A 16,880-nucleotide genomic window follows, 5' to 3' on the forward strand; every position below is an offset into this window, starting at 1 on the left:
TTTTTAAAACTATAAAAAAACTATAAAAAATAAAATTATATACGAGAATTTAAAAAAACGAAAAGGACGAGTCAAATGAATAATAAAATATATGATGTTATTGGAATTGGATTTGGGCCAGCGAACCTGGCTTTAGCAACTGCTATTGAAGAAGAAAATAATTCAATGGAAAGAATTTTTCTAGAAGAAAAAACGCACTATCAATGGCATCCAGGGATGCTTTTAGATAATACAAATATTCAAATTTCATTTTTGAAAGACCTTGTAACTCTAAAAAATCCTAAAAGTAAATTCTCCTTTTTAAATTATCTACATGAAAATGAAAGACTAAGCGATTTTATTAATCTCTCAGAGTTTTATCCGTCACGACTTGAATACAATGATTATATGTCTTGGGTTGCATCTCAATTAGAAGAACACGTTTATTATAGTCGAACAGTAATTTCAGTAGACCCTATTATATCTGAAGATTCTGTCGAATTATTAGAAGTTATTGTGCAAAATACAAAGACTAATCAATTAGAGAGCTATATTACTAAAAATATTGTTTTGGCTACAGGTGGAACACCAAGAACGCCAATAAACATTGAATTGAATAATAGTAGAGTATTTCATTCAAGTCAATTTAAAAACAAAATTAATAACTTTAAACAAAATGACGCTCATAAGTTTTTAGTTGTAGGTTCGGGACAAAGTTCAGCTGAATTATTTTTCCATCTAATCAATAATTATCCGAAATCAGATATTACGGCAACGATGAGACCTTTCTCATATAAAGCTGTAAATGAAAGTAAGCTTGTTAATCGTATATTTGACGCTAATATGATTGACTTTATTTATTCTTTACCAGAAAAAAATCGAGATGCTTTATTAAAACACCACAGTGATACTAATTATGCAGCTGCGGATGGAAGTTTAATAAGCCAAATTAATAAAGCTTTATATAACCAAAAATTTCATGGAGAAGATCGTTTTAGAATAAAGCCATTTTTAGAATTAACGGAGATAAAAACACTATCTGATAAAGCGGTTGTTTATTACAAAGACATAGTTAAACATACAGAAGTTGTTATTGAAGCTGATGCTGTAATTCTTGCTACTGGGTACGAAAGTAAAAAGAACCATCCTTTATTAAAAAATCTTAACTCGTACATTTCAGATAATATTGAAGTTTCCCGAAATTATCGTTTAGAAACAACGGATAAATTTAAACCTGGTATTTATTTACAGGGTGTAAATGAAAGCACTCATGGACTGAGTGACACTTTATTATCTAATTTATCTATTCGATCAAATGAAATTTTAAAAACCGTACAAGAAAATAATTCATTAACAGAAGAAAAAACTAAAAACGTGGTTTCATAATATAGGGGGTCTAAAGATGCATATTGAAAAGATAAATCCACAGATTTTTACAAATGAATATGATATTATGTGTCAACGATTATTTCCGCATTCTAATAAATTATATGATTCACCATTTGGTGCAATGTGGGGAATCATAGAACCTGGAGAAATTTCTAAAATTCATGGACATCATGAAGTTGAAACTTTTATTATCTTTAAGGGTGAAGGAATAGTTAAAGTGGGTAAAAAAGAAGAACCTGTTACGCAAGGGGACGCCATCTTTATTCCACCATTTGAAGAACATAGTTTGAAAAATACATCAGATGAAAATTTGATATTCTTCACCATATGGTGGGAAAATGCTTTTAGTAAAAAAAATAGCAAGAAGTTAGATTCAGGTAAAAAGAAATATTTAATAACGGCCACACCACCAACACCTAATGGTGATTTACATGTAGGGCACCTATCTGGTCCATATACAGGAGCTGACATTTTAACTAGATATTTAAAACTTAAAGGAAACGAAGTCTTTTATATGAGTGGGGCGGATGATCATCAAAGCTATGTGCCGTTTAAGGCGGGACAATTAGAAAAATCTCCTAGAGAAACGGCAGATCATTTTGCTAATGAAATTGAAAAAACATTAAGACTAGCAGAAATTAATCCGGATATTTTTGTAAAACCTCATTTTTCAACATTCCACATTGAGTTTGTCAAAGAGTTTTTTGAAAAACTGTGGAATGAAGGTAAATTAGTAGAAAAAGAAGTCGACATTCTATTCTGTAAGCAATGCGATAAGCACCTTTATGAAGCTTATGTGAGAGGTAATTGTCCACATTGTGATGAATTATCAGATGGCAACGCTTGTGAAAAATGTGGTAGACCTAATTTGTGTATAGATTTATTAAACCCAACTTGTAAATGTTGTGGTAGCGAACCAGAGAAATCTAAAATTAAACAACTATTTTTCCCATTAAGTAATTATAAAACACAATTAAAACAGTACTACAAAGAATTAAAAATAGGGCCACATCTAACGGCATTATGTGAGAGAATGCTAGATGAAGATTTTCCTGATATTCCTATTTCACATGTATCTGATTGGGGAATTCCAGTTCCGGTAGAAGGATATGAAAATCAAACTATATATGTATGGTTTGAAATGGCACCTGGATATTTATCTGCGACAAACGAATTAATTCAGGATAAAAACCTTTCGTATACGTTAAGGGATTTTTGGAATAATCAAGATACGACTATCATTAATTTCTTTGGATATGATAATGGCTATTTCCATTCAGTGCTTTTCCCAGCTATTTGGCTAGCATATAGTGAAGATATAACTCTTCCTAAAACAATGATAACAAATGAATTTTATCAACTAGAGGGTCTTAAGTTTTCAACAAGTAGGGGACATGCTGTATGGGGCAAAGAATTATTAGAAAATGCTTCACATGATGTTGTAAGGTATTATTTATCTTATAGTAGACCGGAAACAGTTGAAACAAACTTCACTATGGAAGAATTTAATCATATTGTAGATACGAACTTAAACCAAGAATGGGAATCATGGTTACATGATTTAAAATGCAAGTTAGAAGCTGAGTCTTCAAATGGTGTTCCAGAATTAGAGACACTATCAGGTAACTATTTAATGTATTATCAACATGTAAATCGAATTATGAATGAAATTATGAATGCATATGAACCAAATACATTTTCACCGCAAAAGGTAGTTAGATTATTAAATGAACTAGTCAGAATTGCTAAAAAATTCTCGGCAGGAGAAGAATTTTTAACGGTATTAAAGAATAATCAACAAAGAAGAAATACTGCTATTGCACTAGAATTATATACTGCAAAAATTTTAGCATTATTTTCTAGCCCAATCATGCCTACATTTGGTAAAATGCTATGGGGGGATTTGGGATTTAATGTTGACATGCAGTTGGATGAGGAAGTAAGCTTTTTGCCTGCTGGACAGAAAGTGGATCTTCAAGAGAATTATTTTTCAAAAACAAACGACAGTTTTTATCTTCAGAATATTTGATAATATGAGGGGGGGAGTACTTACCTCCTCATATTTCCTAATAAAAAATATATAGGGAGCTCAAATTATGAAAGAGAAAATAAAAATTGGAGTAGTAGGCCCTTTTTCAGGTCCTAGGTCTGTATACGGACAAATGTTAATTGAGGGTGTAAATCGTGCGAAGCTAAATTATGCTGGTAACATCGAATGGGTTTATCAAGATGATAAAGGAGATCCAAACACCATCAAAGATATTTCTAAAAAAATGATTGAATCAGGGGTTGTTGCTGTAATTGGACACTTTAATAGTGCATGTGCTTTAAAAGCAATACCGTTTTATTCCAAGGCGAAAATTCCATTCTTAGTTCCTGCATCGACTAATTTAGACGTTACGCTTAATAACGAGGAATTAGTATTTAGGTTTTGTTCTAATGATTTGGTACAAGCTGAAACTGTTATTAATTTTTTGAAAACTAAAGATATTCAAACGATTAAGGCAGTTTCTGATGAAACATTTTACGGGAAAAGCCTAGCAGATTTACTGTATCAAAGTGCAAATTCTTCATTTAAAGAAGTTACTAGAATTGAAGATTTTAATAGTGAAAATAATAAGCATAGCGATGCAATATTCTTTGCTGGGACACACTTTAACTCCGCAACTTATCTAAGGGAACTGAGGATGAGAGGGTATAAAGGAATTTTTATAGCTTCAGATGATTCTTATGTAGATGAATTTATAGAATTAGCCCAAGATTATTCTAACGATGCTTTTACCATAAAAGCAAAAGAGGATTATGTAGAAACATCATTTCTTGCAGCTTCGTATCTATTAGAATGTATTGAATCTAATGTAGAAAATTTAATTAATGAATTAGCAACAGGTAATTCTACAATTAAATTTTCAAGCAATGGAGATCGTTTAGGAGCTTCATGGATAATTGCACAAGTTATTGATAAATCTTTTGTTGAGGTGAATTATCATAAAACATTCAGCTGATGTAGTTATTATTGGCGGCGGCATTATTGGTGCAGCTATACAGTATTATTTAACCAAGCAAAATATTACAAATACAATTTTATTAGAGAAAAATTCCTTTAGTAGTGGATCAACAGGCCAATCCGGAGGTTTTATAAGGGTCTATCATAATGATCCTTATCTAACTGAAATAGCAAAAGAAGGAATAAATGATTTTTTTAGTATTAGTGAAGAGGTTAAATTTAAGCAGACTGGAATGTTATATGTTGAAAATGAAACACAACATATAAAAATGGAAAAGCAAATTGGAGAACTTAGAAAATCTGGACATAAAATTAGTATCCTTTCATCTGAAGTATTAAAGAAAGAATTTGAATTTATAAATTTGCCTAAAAACAGCTGTGTGGCTTACGAGGAACAAGCAGGGTACATTAGCCCATCGTTAGCCACGAATACATGGATTGAAACATCTAAAACTAAAGGTGCATTAGCTTGTGAAGGAATAGAAGTGAAAGGAATTTTAATGGATAATAACTGTGTTGTAGGTGTTAAAACCTCCTATGGGACTATACATTGTAAACATGTTGTTGTGGCAGCTGGAGCCTGGAGTGGAAATATATTAGATACTATAGGTATTAAAATTCCAGTAAGAAGTAAAATTATTCAAATTCATTTCTTTGATGGAATAGGACAAAAAGACCATCCAATTTTTATAGATGATAGTACTGGATTATATGGCAGACCTGATAATCTAGGTACTTCTCTAGTAGGATATCCAGTAGATAAGTATGATATTGATCCAGACAAAAAAATGTCAATTGACCCAAATGACTTAGAAAAAATGCTTCAAAATTCAAAAAGTAGATTGCCATATCTAAATAAAAACTTATTTATAGGTGGAAGAAGAAGCTTTGATGCATATACATCAGATAATCGAGGAATTATAGAACAATTTCCACAAGTAGAAGGTTTAATCGTTGCAACTGGCTGGAGTGGTGGTGGAGTAAAGTTGGCTCCTGGTATTGGTAAGAGAATAGCGAAAATGATTACTGGAGTATAGGGGGAGAAAAGACTATGAACAATCTCGAGAATATTGAAATTTTTGAAGCGACCTATGATGATAGAGAGACTGTTATCAATTTAATTAGAATATATATGGAATTCTATGAAAAGCCTGTGCGTGAAAAAAGTTCTTTAGATAAATTAGTAAATACTATAATAGAAAATAAAGATTTGGGATTATTCTATGTTTGTACGATTAATAAAGAGCCAATAGGATTTGCTACTTTATATACCACTTTCAGTACGTTAAGTATGGGAAGAGCAATGATTTTAAATGATTTATTTGTTATCCCTGATTATAGAAAATTGGGTATTGGGGATATGTTATTTAATACTTGTAAAAAGTACGTCCAAGACAATAATTATGCATATATGGAATGGGTTACCGCAAAAGATAATATAGTTGCCCAAAATTTCTATAAAAAACAAAAAGCAAATAAGAGTGATTGGATTGTTTACAGTATTTAAATAACAATCTAATAGTATTTAGGGCGGGTATAACAGAACATTTTCAATGTGCAATTTTGTTATGTATTTTCCAAATCCCTTTCTTTAAACAAGTTAAAACAAATTTAAGGTCAAACAACCGATATAAGAAAGAAGGAATGTATAATGCCAATTCAATTTATATTTATAGTACTATTGGCGCTGACTCTTTGTGGGGAAGGTATGTTAACAGTAACTCTAACCTGGACAATTTTGGATAAAGGGGGATCAGTTACTCATTTAGGAATTATATTAACATTAATGAGTTTGTTACCATTCTTTATGCAAAAATATTCGAAAAGTCTTAAGATGTGGTTAACAAAAAGTCCATTGTTAATTTTCTCTGGTGTCCGTTGCATCGGTATTATTCTGATTATAATAAGTCTTTTGAATAGTGATCATATTAATGTTTTTACTTTATATATTTTTGCAGGTGTTTTTTCTATTATTTTATTTTTATCTACGCAAAGCTTGGAAACTTATATGTCTCAAATGGTATTATCAGGAGAAATTCCAGCAGGAAAGGCTTCAAATATGTTACAAACTGCAATACAAATTGGAGCATTTGGTGGGAACGCAATAGCAGGATTTATGATGAATGTAGGTGGATTTAATAATGTACTTTATGGTTTAGCATTCTCTTTAGGTATTGGGGTATTTTTACCTCTTCTAATGCCGCTATTAAAAAGTAAAGATGTTCAGCAAAATAAAAAACCTGTATCAAATCATATTGAAAAAATAAATCCAATAGATAATTCAAAAATATTATGGATTACAATTACTGGTATTGCTGTTTTAACAATACAACTTGCATCATTTAATTTTTTAGTACCAATTTTATTTCACGATGTATATCGTTGGGATCCTATGCAGTATGGATTTGTTAGTGCTGCAGCAGGTTTAGGGGCTTTATTAGCTACACTTGTTGGGAAATTTGAAAAATTTATTCCAAGGTCAATTTTTCTATTAATTGCTGTTTTTGATATTACTTTAGGATTAGTGCATTCCTGGTATTTAGCAATTGCCGTTTCATTTATGCTTGGTTTTGTTTTTAATCGTTCACGTATCAATCAAAGAACTGTCATGTTTGACTTTATTAAAACAAAAGAAGAAACGGTTATTTGGTCTAGTCGATCTACACTAGCATTCCAGTTTACCAAAGCCGCTTTACCTTTATCGTTAGCATTACCTATTCAATGGATTGGGATTATGAATGCAGGTCATCTTTTTGGAGTGATAGGTACGGTTGTTGCTGCTACTATGATGGTAATTTATCTTAACGAACTAAATCATAGAAAAAAAATAGAAGTTTTACAACAAGAAGTTGCTCCAAAATCATTTTAATAGCAGCGTATTAAATGAAAAGAATAGCTAATGAAGTAAATTTTATAACGTCGAAACAACGTATAAATAACTATGTAGAAATGAGTACTGTATTATACAGTACTCATTTCTTTTAGTTCGCCTTTAATTATAATTAAAATAGTCAATATCATTTCCTAATTCCAATTCAAATAAGCAATTAAATTTCAACTACGCTATTAGTAGATTTCTCAAATGAAACAATATCCACATTAATTCTTTATATAGATATGAGAGTATTAGTACCATTTTACTATGCATTTTGTGTAGTAATGTATTTATATTATGTTTTAGAGTTGTGACTTAAACTTAATTTATATTGTCAAAAAACTACACCCAAATTGTTAGGAGTGTAGTTTTTTGTTATGGTGTTTATTATTAGGAAAAGTCGCTTATAACCTTAATTATCTGTCAAATCATAATTAGTATTTGTTTTGAATATTATAAGATTAGATATTATTTGAGCTACAGAAATATAATTATCAACAAATTCTTCTAATTCTCTCAAATCAGTTATTATAATTTTAGCAATAAAGTCAGTCTTTCCTGTAACTCTATAACAAAATTCAATATTTGTTTCAAGCTGTATACAATCCATAAATTCCCGGAACTGTCCTTCTTTTACTTTTATTTCTAATATTGCTTGTAAAGAATTTGTAGTTGTTTCCTTATTGCTATTTTCCGTTCCAATCATGTTAGTGGATTTAGTTTGAATAGCGGTATTTTTCATTTGATAAAAAATCCTTTCAAATTAGTTTCGAATAGAAAAAATATAACCTTTTTCCATTACAGGTGAAATGGTAAGTCGAAGTAGGGTTTAGTATTATAAAGTTATTCAGATATGGATATGAAATATTATAGGATAAAAAATTTTAAAAGGAGGAATTTATATTATGAAAAAAACATCGGATGATCAAAAGTTATTGAGTATCTATTTTCAACAAATTGTAAAAGCAATTATACTCATGAAATAGTATAACATTCTATCATTCATTAAGAAGTATATTTTTGGAAAAATTTAATAGATTTTGGTAATTATAATAGTTTTCCAAACGCTAAAGAGTAATTTTATAAAACTGAAAATATTGAGAAATAAGAAAAGTTAGTCACTTAATATTGGATTTATTACGCGAAATGTTATAATATATATATAAGCATTATTTAAAAAAGCAACTCGAACCCCAATCCGAGTTGCTTTTTTATTATCTGTTTAATTATAAAATAACAACTAATTGAGTTGTTATTTTATAATATGTGATTGTTTGAAAATTGAATTTTTATATGCAATATTGCATATAAAAGCTTTTGTATAACATGTTATAATTTTGTTAGTAAATTATTCATCCATTAATTTACTGCTATTCATATCAACAGATATGAAAACCCTAAATTTATAAATAAAAAGAGAAGAACTATGGTGGGTTCTTCTCTTTTTATTTATAATTATTTATTACTTTTAAAAAAAGTATATAGAATCTCAGTCATTTTAAATTTGCTAATAACTATTTTCAAGTATTAGAATATTTAGCAAGTTTGTATTCTAATCAAGTGTTTTTGTACAAGTAGCAGATATAAAAATTCAATTAAAATATGACATGCATAGTGAGAAATTTTTAAGTTGAAGTATGTGAGAATAATGATTATACCTATAGAATAGGTTTAGATGGAACAAATACATGATTTTTATTTATTTGTTGCAAATTTAATAGATCTTTAAAAATGAAGTTTATTTTTAAGGTATTGATTATTGTGATTCTGTAAAATTAGAAAAACTAATATGCCACTTATACGTGCATTTGATTAGCAGTCTTATTTGTTTTCCTACTATTCTCCACTTGTTTATGAATATTTGATAAAAGAAATTAAAGAATTAACAAGGCAATCATCGTAGCAGTTTAATTTTTTGCAGAAAAACGGACAAACATCCTATAGAAATGAGAAGAAAACAATCTTATTATCCTAGGGCATTGTGTAAAATTTTAATTTGTCCCACATTTGTGTATCTTAATTTTAATAATATATTATTAATTGTTTATATTCATATCTGGTATTTAAGACTTAGGGATTTGCTAGCTTATTAAGGCTATATCTGATTAAAGATTAGAATGAATTTGAAATAAATGGGGTGCTTGTGAAAATTCAGGTGTACAAAAACGAAACCTTTATTTCATAGCAAGTAGGAAGAATAAGCGTATAAGCATGCTCTTAAAAAAGCTAGATTTTTATGAGTGAAGTGTCTGTATAAAATAACATATGTCTATCTAGTTAAAAAATATTATCTTATTAGTGAGAAAATTAAGAAGGACCTGATGTATTAAATCAGGTCCTTAAATTAAAGCACTTGAAAACAAACTGTCACCATTATAATAACAATAAAGGGAATTTAATTCAATATGTTAAATGTTGAGAAATAAACGATAATAATTCCATTTTATCGTAAATAAAAGAGTACTTACTTCTCATAAGTATTGCCACAATAGGTAAAGTGATCATACCAGCAATAATTAGACGCCTGTGAATCAGCATCACTATTTAAATTTTTACCAGAGAGCAATTTATTTAATTGGAAGAAAAAAAGAAGGGCCTATTTGACTCCTTCCTTTTTCTCATACATACATAACGCTTGTTGACAACTTATGAAATAATAGCATTCATCGCTATTAAAATATAACACTAAAAGTAATTAAATAGATATGTAATTATGCATTCATCGTGCTATTTCATGAATGGGAACAAAACTATTTATCTCTTTCGGATTGGGAAATAAATAGACTCAGGTATACTTAAGGTAAAAACACCTGATTATTGATTGCTGGTTAAACCATATTTCTACATATCTGAAACAAATTATTTCACTGGATTGCATGTTAAAGAGGGGCAGGGCTTTATGAAATGTAGATTGTTCCTTAGTTTCTTGCTCGTGATTTTACTAGTAGGATGCATCGGAAAAGAATTCACGTTATATACGATTCCAAAAGGGGGATTAGTCAGTGCCCCCAAAGACACGCTCCGTTTACGGTTTCCTATCCTACTAAATTATCATTCTAAGTAGATTCCTTCTCTTTCAAACAATTCCATTTAATAAAGTTAATTCCGCCATACGTATCGCGTGGCATGGTAAAGGGGAGCACATATATGGATGCAATCATTGAAAAAGTCAGGAAAAAATAATTGTGTTCTTAGTGAGATGTAACATAGTACCAATTTTTTTTATTTTCATTATATCTCTAAAGATACTATTAAAATCGTCTTCATTTGGTTTTACATCATTGGGCGAGTAAATAAATCCAGAAAAGTTGTCTATTAGGCCACGATAAGTATAGAAGAAAACTGAAGCATTTTTCTTCCCATAGTGGACAATTACATCTCCTCCCCCCTTTGATGTAGCTTTAAATTTTGGAGGCAAATGAATTTGGTTATTATCATAGGATACATTAGGGATTAAGTTTTTATGTTCTATAAGTTCTATAACTTGTTTTCGATCGTCTTTGTAAATTAAAAAATCTAATTTTATATATATATTTGTAAAGGGGGTATATATCCAAATAATTATTATGATTAATTGAATAATTAAAGGTTTCGGATTTTTATATCTAGCAAGATGTATAATTAATAATATGAAAAACCATCCATGAATTGCTATTGAAAGAAGTGGCATAACAAATGGAGTAAGGAATTGAGTTAAATACCATTTTTAAAATTGATAGAATATTAAGATAATACCGCTTATCATTGTGATTTTGGTTAAATTTTTTTCATATTTTGTATGTCCTTTCACTCTTAAATAATATGTGATTTTAGTGATTGATTTTTTCATTTATTCCTTTTTAAACGATTGATTTAGGCGTGAAATATTTAGTGATAGCAGTAAATTCTTTAAGTGCATTAATGTCAGTTAAACGCGACGCTCAATTGTTACAAGAGTTGTGTGAGAATTTGGGTGTCCGTGAGGTGCAAATATTCACATTTGATACTTATGGAGAGGATTTTGATTTTCACACTAGAAATCTGTGCCCCAGGGAAGGTATGGAAGATCCTGCTTGTGGTATGGGGAACGCTGCTGTTGGAGCATATCTTGCCAAGAATTATTATAGTAAACAAAAATGTATTCACCTTCTAGCTGAGCAAGGTATGATTGTAAAAATGCCTTGTCTAATAGAATTGTTTATATCTAAAAAAGAAAAAGATATAGAACTTTATATAGGTGGTACTGGTAAAAAAGTGGTTGAGGGTAAGTTCTTTATTTAATTTATAATAGGACCATCCATCTAAGATGAATTTATATCTATAATTCCAAAAAAACGCTATTCTTTTTGTAGAAATATACAGAAAGGATGGCGTTTTTGGTATGAATTTAGCGATTTCTGATGAACTAGAATTGTTTTCTAAAGAATTGCAACGATATATGTCACCGCATGCTTTAGAAAAGTTAGCCAGAGAACTAGGATTTGTCCAACGAAAAAGCAAATATCGTGGACAAGATTTAGTTGCTCTGTGTGTCTGGTTAAGCCAAAACTTAGCGAACACTTCATTGACACAACTATGTAGTCGATTAGAAGCTAACACATGTATTTCTATGAGTCCAGAAGGACTCAATCAACGCTTTAACTCTCAAGCTGTTCAGTTTTTACAATAAATATTAGCATCTTTACTCCATCAACAATTTTGTTCATCTAGCCACATTCTAACATCGTATACAAACTATTTTCGTAGGATTCGTGTATTGGATTCTACACATTTTCAGATTCCAGATAAATTCGCCTCTACATATCAAGGTTCAGGAGGTAGTGGGCATAGTGCAGGTGTGAAAATTCAACTTGAGTATGATTTACTAAGTGGTCAGTTCCTACATGTTCATGTAGGATCGGGAAAGCACAATGATAAAACTTATGGTTCTACATGTTTAACGTCTCTTCAACCACACGATGTATGTATACGTGATTTAGGATACTTCGACTTAAAAGATTTACATACTATAAGCGAGTGTGGTGCTTATTTTATTTCACGATTAAAGCTCAATACTCGTATATATCAGAGAAACAAAGAGCCTGAATACTTTCAAAATGGAATGATGAAAAAACATTCTGAGTACATCCAACTAGATATGGAACAATTTATTGACCAATTACAACCTGGTGAAACATATGAAATCCCTGAGATTTATATCGGAATGTATCAAAAGCTTCCTGCAAGACTTATTCTGTATAAATTAACTGAAACGCAAATGAAACGTAGGCAAAAGGATTTAGCATCTAAAGAACATAAGAAGCAAATGACCTATAAAGATCGCAGTAAACGACTTAGTGCAATTAACTTTTACATTACAAATATTCTATTGGAATATCTACCAAAAGAACAAGTATACGATTTTTACTCCTTACGATGGCAAATTGAACTTATCTTTAAAACATGGAAATCATTTTTTCGTATTCATCACTGTAATTCTGTAAAATTAGAACGACTAGAATGTCACTTATACGGACAATTAATTAGCATCCTTCTTTGTTCCTCCACCATGTTTCAAATGCGCCAATTAATCCTCATCAAGAAGAAACGAGAATTAAGCGAATATAAAGCGATTTATATCATAAAAGATTATTTTCCACTTATCTATCAATCTTTACAAAAAGACATCCAAGAATTAACAAAAAACTTTTTTCGTTTGTTCAATCTCTTGCATAAAAATGGACGGAAGTCCCATCGATATGAGAAGAAAACAGTCTTTGATATATTGGGTGTCGTGTACAATTATTTCGTTACTCACAATCATGTAGCTTAATTAAAAAAATGAAACCCGTTAGGGTTTATTTGGTATGCAGATTTTTAGAAAGCTGATATCAACTCTTTAGAAAATAGAAAAAATCTAGTTGACGGACTTTTACTTAATCTTAGCTTGATGGGCATGGGGTACCGCCCACATTTTAACGAAAATATACGCTAAGCAAATTTCGACATAAAAGAAGCTGATTTTTCTACTCTAAGAAATTTTCGGCTCTAATTTGTTATAAGTTAGTTGCTACTTTGTTTTCTTCATATTCCTTCACTATTTTATAAAAAGTATTTTTCTTCAGTTCTAATAGCTCCATAAACTTAACTCCTGTTATTTCTCTATTTTTCCACTTTGGAAAAGTTTCTTCTATATTTATAATGAAAATTTCATTTTAATACAAAAGGGAATGGATATGAAAGAAACAGAACAACTCGAACAACTTAAAAAGAACATTTTGAGTTTGTCAATGTCTATGATTGATGCGCCATTACGTGGATTAAGCGGATCACAGATATGGACAGTTAATAAAACTCTGGAAAATATATTAGGGAAAACAGATATCACGATAGAAAAGTTAATGGATGAAGCAAAAGAATAAGGATGGTTTAAACCAAACAATAAATAAGAGCAGCTAGCAAAAGCTAACTGCTTGGTTCTCCAAGGGGGAACAAGGAGAAAATCTAATGTCATATACAGTATTGACAGAATATTGAGTTTTATTCTATTAAAATCCAAAAAACAAATTTAATAATTACGATGCGATTAAAGATACTTAAAACACACTATTAATATTAAGTACAAAAGTAAGAACAATGTAAGTGTGATTGTAATTATACTTCTAATCGTTGTTTTCGAAGTAGTTGGCGTATTCATTCCTATAAGGCCACCAATGAATGTCCAAGCTGTTAATATTAGTAAAAAAATTATTGGGTCGGTAGAACTCCAATTCATCGCTGTATTAATAGATTCATTTTCAAAGTATAGGATAAGTAAACCAACACAAATAAATGAAAAAATAAAAGACCATAAGTTTATAGTATGCTTCATGATTGCTTCTCTATTAACATGATATTTTTTACTAAATTTTAGCAAAGAGTAAATGGAATTTAAACAAAATAATCCTTTTACGAAGAAAGGACCTGTTGTCTCCAACAGGCCCTTTCCTAAAATGGCAAAGAGTAACTCTTACCTTACTCTTCCGCTATATAATACACAAGACAAGTATAGATGTACAGAACAAGAAATTCCAGTATGATTATTTTAATATATAAAATTAACGTGTTATAAGAGAAATAAACATCAGGAATTAAATTACAAATGTTGGTTTATTAATGAATTTCAATGATAGGATCGAAAGTGATAAATAATAAAGTAATATTATAATAATAAAATATGAAATATTGCATATTTTATTGAAGTAGAAATTTACATGTAGGAAGCGAGGAATAACAATGGGACTAGGAAACCGTGGGGTGGGATGGCATTTGAAATGCTTATCAATTTAGCAAACGAAATGTATCAAAGAGGGGGCGTGGCGCTTATCGACGAGTGTCCGATTCCTGTGAAGGTGTTATTTTCGAATTTCCCCAAAAAAGTACGCTATTCTATGCAAATGACGTCCTACGTGAAAACACCTCATATCATTTTAAGAAAAGGTATTTAGAAAACGAAAAATCAACTCATCCGGCTGACGCGCCATTTCCCCTGTACAAGGATTCTCCCACCACAGAACGATAAAATTATTGAAGAGAATTATGAGCCTTACTTGACGAAACCAATGATAGGAAATTCATGTTGAGATATACATATTCATTATTGAAATTAGTAATAATAAAATGTATTATTGAAAAGCACTATTTATAATTCAAGTAATCAAGGCTATGTATCCACAATAATTTGAACATTCAGAAATTATAATATTATCTAAAAATGAGGTGAGATTAATAGAAAAAGTACATATTAAATGGTATGGATTGTATAGTTTAAATGATTTTTATAGTAGAGAAGAAGCTTTTAAGAAGGGAATATTTGCAATCTCTAGAGTATATGCTAAAAATGAAACATTGATCTATATAGGAAAAACCAAAAGAAGCTTTATACAAAAGATAAGGGAACTTAATAAGGATTGGACTTTTGATGAAAGCGAATTAAAGATTACATTAGGAATAATAGAGTTTCCTAGTGGTGAAAGTTACTCTGAAAAAAAGGTAAAAGAGATAAAATCCCTTCTGATTTTACGACATACCCCAGTAGAAAACAACACATCTTTATTGTACCATAGAGGGCAGTTTAATTTAAAAATTATAAATAAGGGAAGAAGGGGCTTAATTGTTAAAAAGATTTCTACAGGAGATCTAATGTGGACGTAATTGGAATCATCTTTGAATAAAATTGAAGGTTTCTTACGAACAGGAGTTTATCAATTTTTAATGTATTAAAATATTTTTGAATAACATATGTCAGATGCTTGAATCAACACAAATTTTATTATGATATGAAATCTTGTATGGGAATTGTGATTTATTTCCATCGTTTAATAAAAATATTAAGAATTATAAGAATAATGCATAAAGATTAGAAGAGAAAATAAACTCGGGGGTTTAAAAAATGGGACAAGTAAGCAGGTTTCAAGAAAAACAACAAAATCGTCGTAAAAAGGTGGTTTTTAATATTGCATTTACTTTGGTATTAGTGACAGTTGGTATAGTGACATACCAGTTGTTTTCCCCTTCTGATACATCAAAGAAAGCAATTGCTCAAGAAAAGAAAGCAACAAAGATAGAAGAGAAGAAACGTAAAGAGAAAGAAGCAGCGCAGTTAGAAGAGAAGAAACGTAAAGAGAAAGAAGCAGTACAGTTAGAAGAGAAGGAACGTGAGGAGAAGGAAGCAGCGCAGTTAGAAGAGAAGGAACGTGAGGAGAAAGAAGCAGCGCAGTTAGAAGAGAAGGAACGTGAGGAGAAAGAAGCAGCACTGTTAGAAGAGAAACAAAAAGCAGAAAAATCGGTAAAAATGAACGGAAATGAAAATAAAGAGGGAGAAAAAACGGCATCTCAAGAAAAGGGTTCTCAAACTAATCCTTCTTGGAAGCCAATTGGTACAGTGCAAGGAGCAAAACCTGAAATGAAATTTAAAGAAGGAACAGTAGATTGGAGTGAGATGAAACAAGCAATTTCTTATGCTGTTGATGTTCCAGAGAGCCAATTGATTTTCGATTTTATTGGGAATAATGGTGATAATAAAGCCTACGGTAATGTACGAGATAAGCAAAGTAATAAAAAATATAAGGTTGATATTGATTGGGTAGAGAATCAGGGGTGGAAACCAGCATCTGTTCAAGTGGTGAAATAAATAATAGAAATGTAATTATGTGTTTAAAAGTTTACTTTTTTAAAAACTCCAAAAAGAGTCCGTATCAATCAGGACTCTTTTTGTTATGTTGACAGCATTAATTACTTGGACTCATTTGTTAGATCCTGATGTGGATCAACTTTGATAATCAATAAAGTCTCATCTCGTGTGAGCGTTCATCTATTAACCAAAGAACAACAAAAAAACGATTACAGGATTAAGTTGTACAAGAAAATAGAAAGGAAGGAAATATTCTCCTCGTAGTAAACGACTTAGTAGTATCGATCTTTATATGACCAACACTCCTGCACCTAGAGAAAACAATGAAAAGCTCAAGGAAAGAAAACAACAAAGATAGAAGGGAAACACAAAGCAGAAAAATCGGTAGCTACATGTGAATGATTTGAAAAATCTTCATTATAAATTTAGGCTAACTTCACATAGAGCACATATTAATATTTTATTATTTATATGTAATGTAAGAATAAATAAAGTGAATT

The 16,880-nt window shown here is 30.3% G+C and carries 11 protein-coding genes and 4 pseudogenes; 12 read left to right on the forward strand and 3 right to left on the reverse strand.

Going from position 1 to position 16,880, the window contains the following annotated elements:
• The first annotated feature begins 75 nt into the window (after positions 1–75).
• From QCI46_RS27755 to QCI46_RS27780, 6 genes are all read left to right on the forward strand, one after another.
• Positions 76–1,365: a lysine N(6)-hydroxylase/L-ornithine N(5)-oxygenase family protein gene (locus QCI46_RS27755; protein ID WP_097890060.1), complete on the forward strand. Its 1,290-nt coding sequence runs from the start codon at positions 76–78 to the stop codon at positions 1,363–1,365.
• Positions 1,366–1,381: 16 nt separating this feature from the next.
• Positions 1,382–3,397 (forward strand): class I tRNA ligase family protein, encoded by a 2,016-nt coding sequence (locus QCI46_RS27760; RefSeq protein WP_353841964.1) that lies wholly within the window; start codon positions 1,382–1,384, stop codon positions 3,395–3,397.
• A gap of 67 nt (positions 3,398–3,464) precedes the next feature.
• Positions 3,465–4,373: a branched-chain amino acid ABC transporter substrate-binding protein gene (locus QCI46_RS27765; RefSeq protein WP_097890062.1), complete on the forward strand. Its 909-nt coding sequence runs from the start codon at positions 3,465–3,467 to the stop codon at positions 4,371–4,373.
• 10 nt (positions 4,374–4,383) lie between these two features.
• Positions 4,384–5,412 carry an NAD(P)/FAD-dependent oxidoreductase gene (locus tag QCI46_RS27770; RefSeq protein WP_262720456.1) on the forward strand — a complete coding sequence of 343 codons (1,029 nt, stop codon included), beginning with the start codon at positions 4,384–4,386 and terminating at the stop codon, positions 5,410–5,412.
• Positions 5,413–5,426: 14 nt separating this feature from the next.
• Complete coding sequence (locus QCI46_RS27775; protein ID WP_353841965.1) at positions 5,427–5,882, forward strand: GNAT family N-acetyltransferase; 456 nt, start codon at positions 5,427–5,429, stop codon at positions 5,880–5,882.
• Between the two features lie 144 nt (positions 5,883–6,026).
• Positions 6,027–7,244, forward strand: coding sequence for an MFS transporter (locus QCI46_RS27780; RefSeq protein ID WP_097890065.1), 1,218 nt, complete (start codon positions 6,027–6,029; stop codon positions 7,242–7,244).
• Between the two features lie 418 nt (positions 7,245–7,662).
• Here the strand turns inward: QCI46_RS27780 and QCI46_RS27785 are convergent, their stop codons facing one another.
• A complete protein-coding gene (locus tag QCI46_RS27785; RefSeq protein ID WP_353841966.1) occupies positions 7,663–7,992 on the reverse strand; it encodes an Lrp/AsnC family transcriptional regulator in 330 nt (109 codons plus the stop codon).
• Between the two features lie 2,449 nt (positions 7,993–10,441).
• Positions 10,442–10,995 (reverse strand): annotated as a pseudogene (locus QCI46_RS27790) (hypothetical protein).
• Positions 10,996–11,108: 113 nt separating this feature from the next.
• Here QCI46_RS27790 and QCI46_RS27795 point away from each other — a divergent pair.
• Together QCI46_RS27795 and QCI46_RS27800 are read left to right on the forward strand one after the other, a co-directional pair.
• On the forward strand, positions 11,109–11,510 hold the full coding sequence (locus QCI46_RS27795) for a PhzF family phenazine biosynthesis protein (protein WP_353841967.1): 402 nt from the start codon (positions 11,109–11,111) through the stop codon (positions 11,508–11,510).
• A 100-nt stretch (positions 11,511–11,610) separates the two neighbouring features.
• Positions 11,611–13,041: pseudogene (locus QCI46_RS27800) on the forward strand (IS4 family transposase).
• Between the two features lie 223 nt (positions 13,042–13,264).
• On the opposite strand, the pseudogene QCI46_RS27805 reads toward QCI46_RS27800, so the two are convergent.
• A pseudogene (locus QCI46_RS27805) lies at positions 13,265–13,411 on the reverse strand (recombinase family protein); the annotation flags it as partial.
• 33 nt (positions 13,412–13,444) lie between these two features.
• Here QCI46_RS27805 and QCI46_RS27810 point away from each other — a divergent pair.
• From QCI46_RS27810 to QCI46_RS27825, 4 genes and pseudogenes are all read left to right on the forward strand, one after another.
• A complete protein-coding gene (locus QCI46_RS27810; protein ID WP_097890069.1) occupies positions 13,445–13,630 on the forward strand; it encodes a hypothetical protein in 186 nt (61 codons plus the stop codon).
• Between the two features lie 853 nt (positions 13,631–14,483).
• Positions 14,484–14,611, forward strand: a pseudogene (locus QCI46_RS27815) (Holliday junction resolvase RecU); the annotation flags it as partial.
• A gap of 355 nt (positions 14,612–14,966) precedes the next feature.
• Positions 14,967–15,401 carry a hypothetical protein gene (locus tag QCI46_RS27820; protein WP_002004029.1) on the forward strand — a complete coding sequence of 145 codons (435 nt, stop codon included), beginning with the start codon at positions 14,967–14,969 and terminating at the stop codon, positions 15,399–15,401.
• Between the two features lie 238 nt (positions 15,402–15,639).
• A complete protein-coding gene (locus QCI46_RS27825; protein ID WP_262751746.1) occupies positions 15,640–16,380 on the forward strand; it encodes a YrrS family protein in 741 nt (246 codons plus the stop codon).
• Positions 16,381–16,880: the final 500 nt, after the last annotated feature.

The organism is Bacillus cereus group sp. RP32 (assembly GCF_040459735.1).
Taxonomy (GTDB): domain Bacteria; phylum Bacillota; class Bacilli; order Bacillales; family Bacillaceae_G; genus Bacillus_A; species Bacillus_A wiedmannii.